Raw genomic sequence first — 2,022 nt, 5'->3', positions numbered from 1 at the left:
TTCGACAAGGACGGCTCCGGCCTGAAGACGTGGGGCGCACTGGGTTTCGGCTACGCCGAGGTGGGCACCGTGACGGCCCGTGCCCAGCCGGGCAATTCGCAACCGCGAATGTTCCGGCTGCCCGAGGACCGCGCGCTGCTCAACCGGATGGGCTTCAACAATCACGGGGCGGGTGAGCTGGCAATGCGCTTGAGCCGGCACACCTCCGACGTTCCCATCGGCGCCAACATCGGCAAGACGAAGACCACACCACCCGAAGGCGCGAAGGACGACTACACCGAGAGTGCCCGCCTTCTGGGTCCGCTGGCGGCCTTCCTGGTGGTCAACGTCAGCTCGCCGAACACTCCAGGGCTGCGCGACCTGCAGGCCGTCGAGTCGCTACGCCCGATCCTGGCCGCCGTCATGGCGCAGACCGCGACACCGGTGCTGGTGAAGATCGCACCCGACCTGTCCGATTCGGACGTCGACGAGATCGCCGACCTCGCGGTCGAACTGGGGTTGGCAGGCATCGTCGCCACCAACACCACGGTCTCGCGCGACGGTCTCGCGGCGCCAGGCGTCGCCGGTTTGGGCGCAGGAGGCGTGTCCGGTCCGCCCGTCGCTCGGCGATCCGCCGAGGTGCTGCGCCGGCTCTACCGACGGGTCGGCGACCGCCTCGTACTGGTCAGTGCCGGAGGCATCGAGACGGCCGACGACGCGTGGGAGCGCATCACCGCAGGGGCGTCGCTGCTGCAGGGCTACACCGGATTCGTCTACGGCGGCGGGTTGTGGGCCAAGCACATTCACGACGGCCTGGCCCGGCGCCTCCACGAGGGCGGGTTCGCCTCGCTCGCGGATGCGGTCGGATCAGAAGCGCACTAGCTGACGTCCTATCTGGCGATACGATCTAGCCAGGGGGTCCGCCGATGTCCGCATTTCAAACATCGTCCGTCACGGCGCCAGACGGCACAGTGCAGCGCTGCGACGTCTGCATCGTCGGAGCCGGTATCGCCGGACTCAACGCGCTGTTCGTCGCCAGCCGCTACCTGTCCAGGAATCAACGGGTGATCCTGGTCGACCGTCGCGCCCGCGTCGGCGGCATGTGGGTGGACACGTACTCCTACGTGCGCCTGCACCAACCGCACCCGATGTTCACCGCAGGGAACATCGAGTGGACTCTCGGCAAGCCCCCTGACCACCTGGCGACGAAGGCCGAGGTGCTCGACCACTTCGAACACTGCCTCAGCGTGATCAAGGAGCGAGTACGGGTTGACGAGTACTTCGGTTGGACCTTCGAGTCGGCCGATGAATCGAGCCACGAAGCCGACGGGATCGTGCGCGTCACCTGCAGATCCTCAGCTGGCCAGGCGGTGGTGATCGAGGCGAAGCGCCTGATCAAGGCATATGGCCTTCGCGTCACGCCCAACGACCCACTCGCGATCTCCAGCACTGGTATCCGGTCGGTCTCACCCGATTACTGCGACGTCCGGTCGGGTGACATGCGATCCAGCGATACTCCGGTCTGGATCATCGGCGGCGGCAAGACCGCAATGGACACCGCGTACGCACTCATCACGGATTGCCCCGGCCGCGAAGTGAACCTGGTGGCCGGTCGCGGAACGTTCTTCTCGACGCGCGACCAGATGTTCCCCACCGGGTCGAGGCGGTGGTGGGCAGGCACGCTCACCATCGACATGGGCGCTCAAATGAGCCGTCGATTCGACGGGACCAACGAGGCCGAGGTCCAGCAATGGTTTCGGTCTAAGTACGGCACCTACCTCATGCCCGATGCAGCGAACTTCGTTGCCGGTGTGCTGTCCAAGGCCGAGAACACCACGATCCGTGCGGGGCTCAATGACGTCGTGATGGATTACTTCGTCGATGCCGTCGACCGCAACGGCGCGACCGAGTTGGTGTTCCGCAGCGGCTCGACGAAGACGGTCGAACCGGGTTGCTGGATCGTGAACTGCACCGGCTATCTCGGTATCGACGGCAACCGTCACCCGTACGAGCCCTACGTCTCCGCCAGTGGCGCAGTGGTCT

Annotated in this window: 2 protein-coding genes; both read left to right on the top strand. The window is 66.0% G+C overall.

Features of this window, described 5'->3' with window-relative positions:
• Positions 1-861: quinone-dependent dihydroorotate dehydrogenase (locus ACRDUX_RS29335; protein ID WP_526419093.1), on the top strand; the 861-nt coding region annotated here is incomplete at its 5' end.
• 44 nt (positions 862-905) lie between these two features.
• The coding region (locus ACRDUX_RS29330; RefSeq protein ID WP_526419091.1) for an FAD-dependent oxidoreductase at positions 906-2,022 on the top strand (1,117 nt) is incomplete at its 3' end.

The sequence above is a fragment of the Mycobacterium sp. genome (genome assembly GCF_050701675.1).
Classification (GTDB): domain Bacteria; phylum Actinomycetota; class Actinomycetes; order Mycobacteriales; family Mycobacteriaceae; genus Mycobacterium.
Note: the sequence above shows the minus strand (reverse complement) of the source record. Positions and strands in the feature narration are given on the sequence as shown.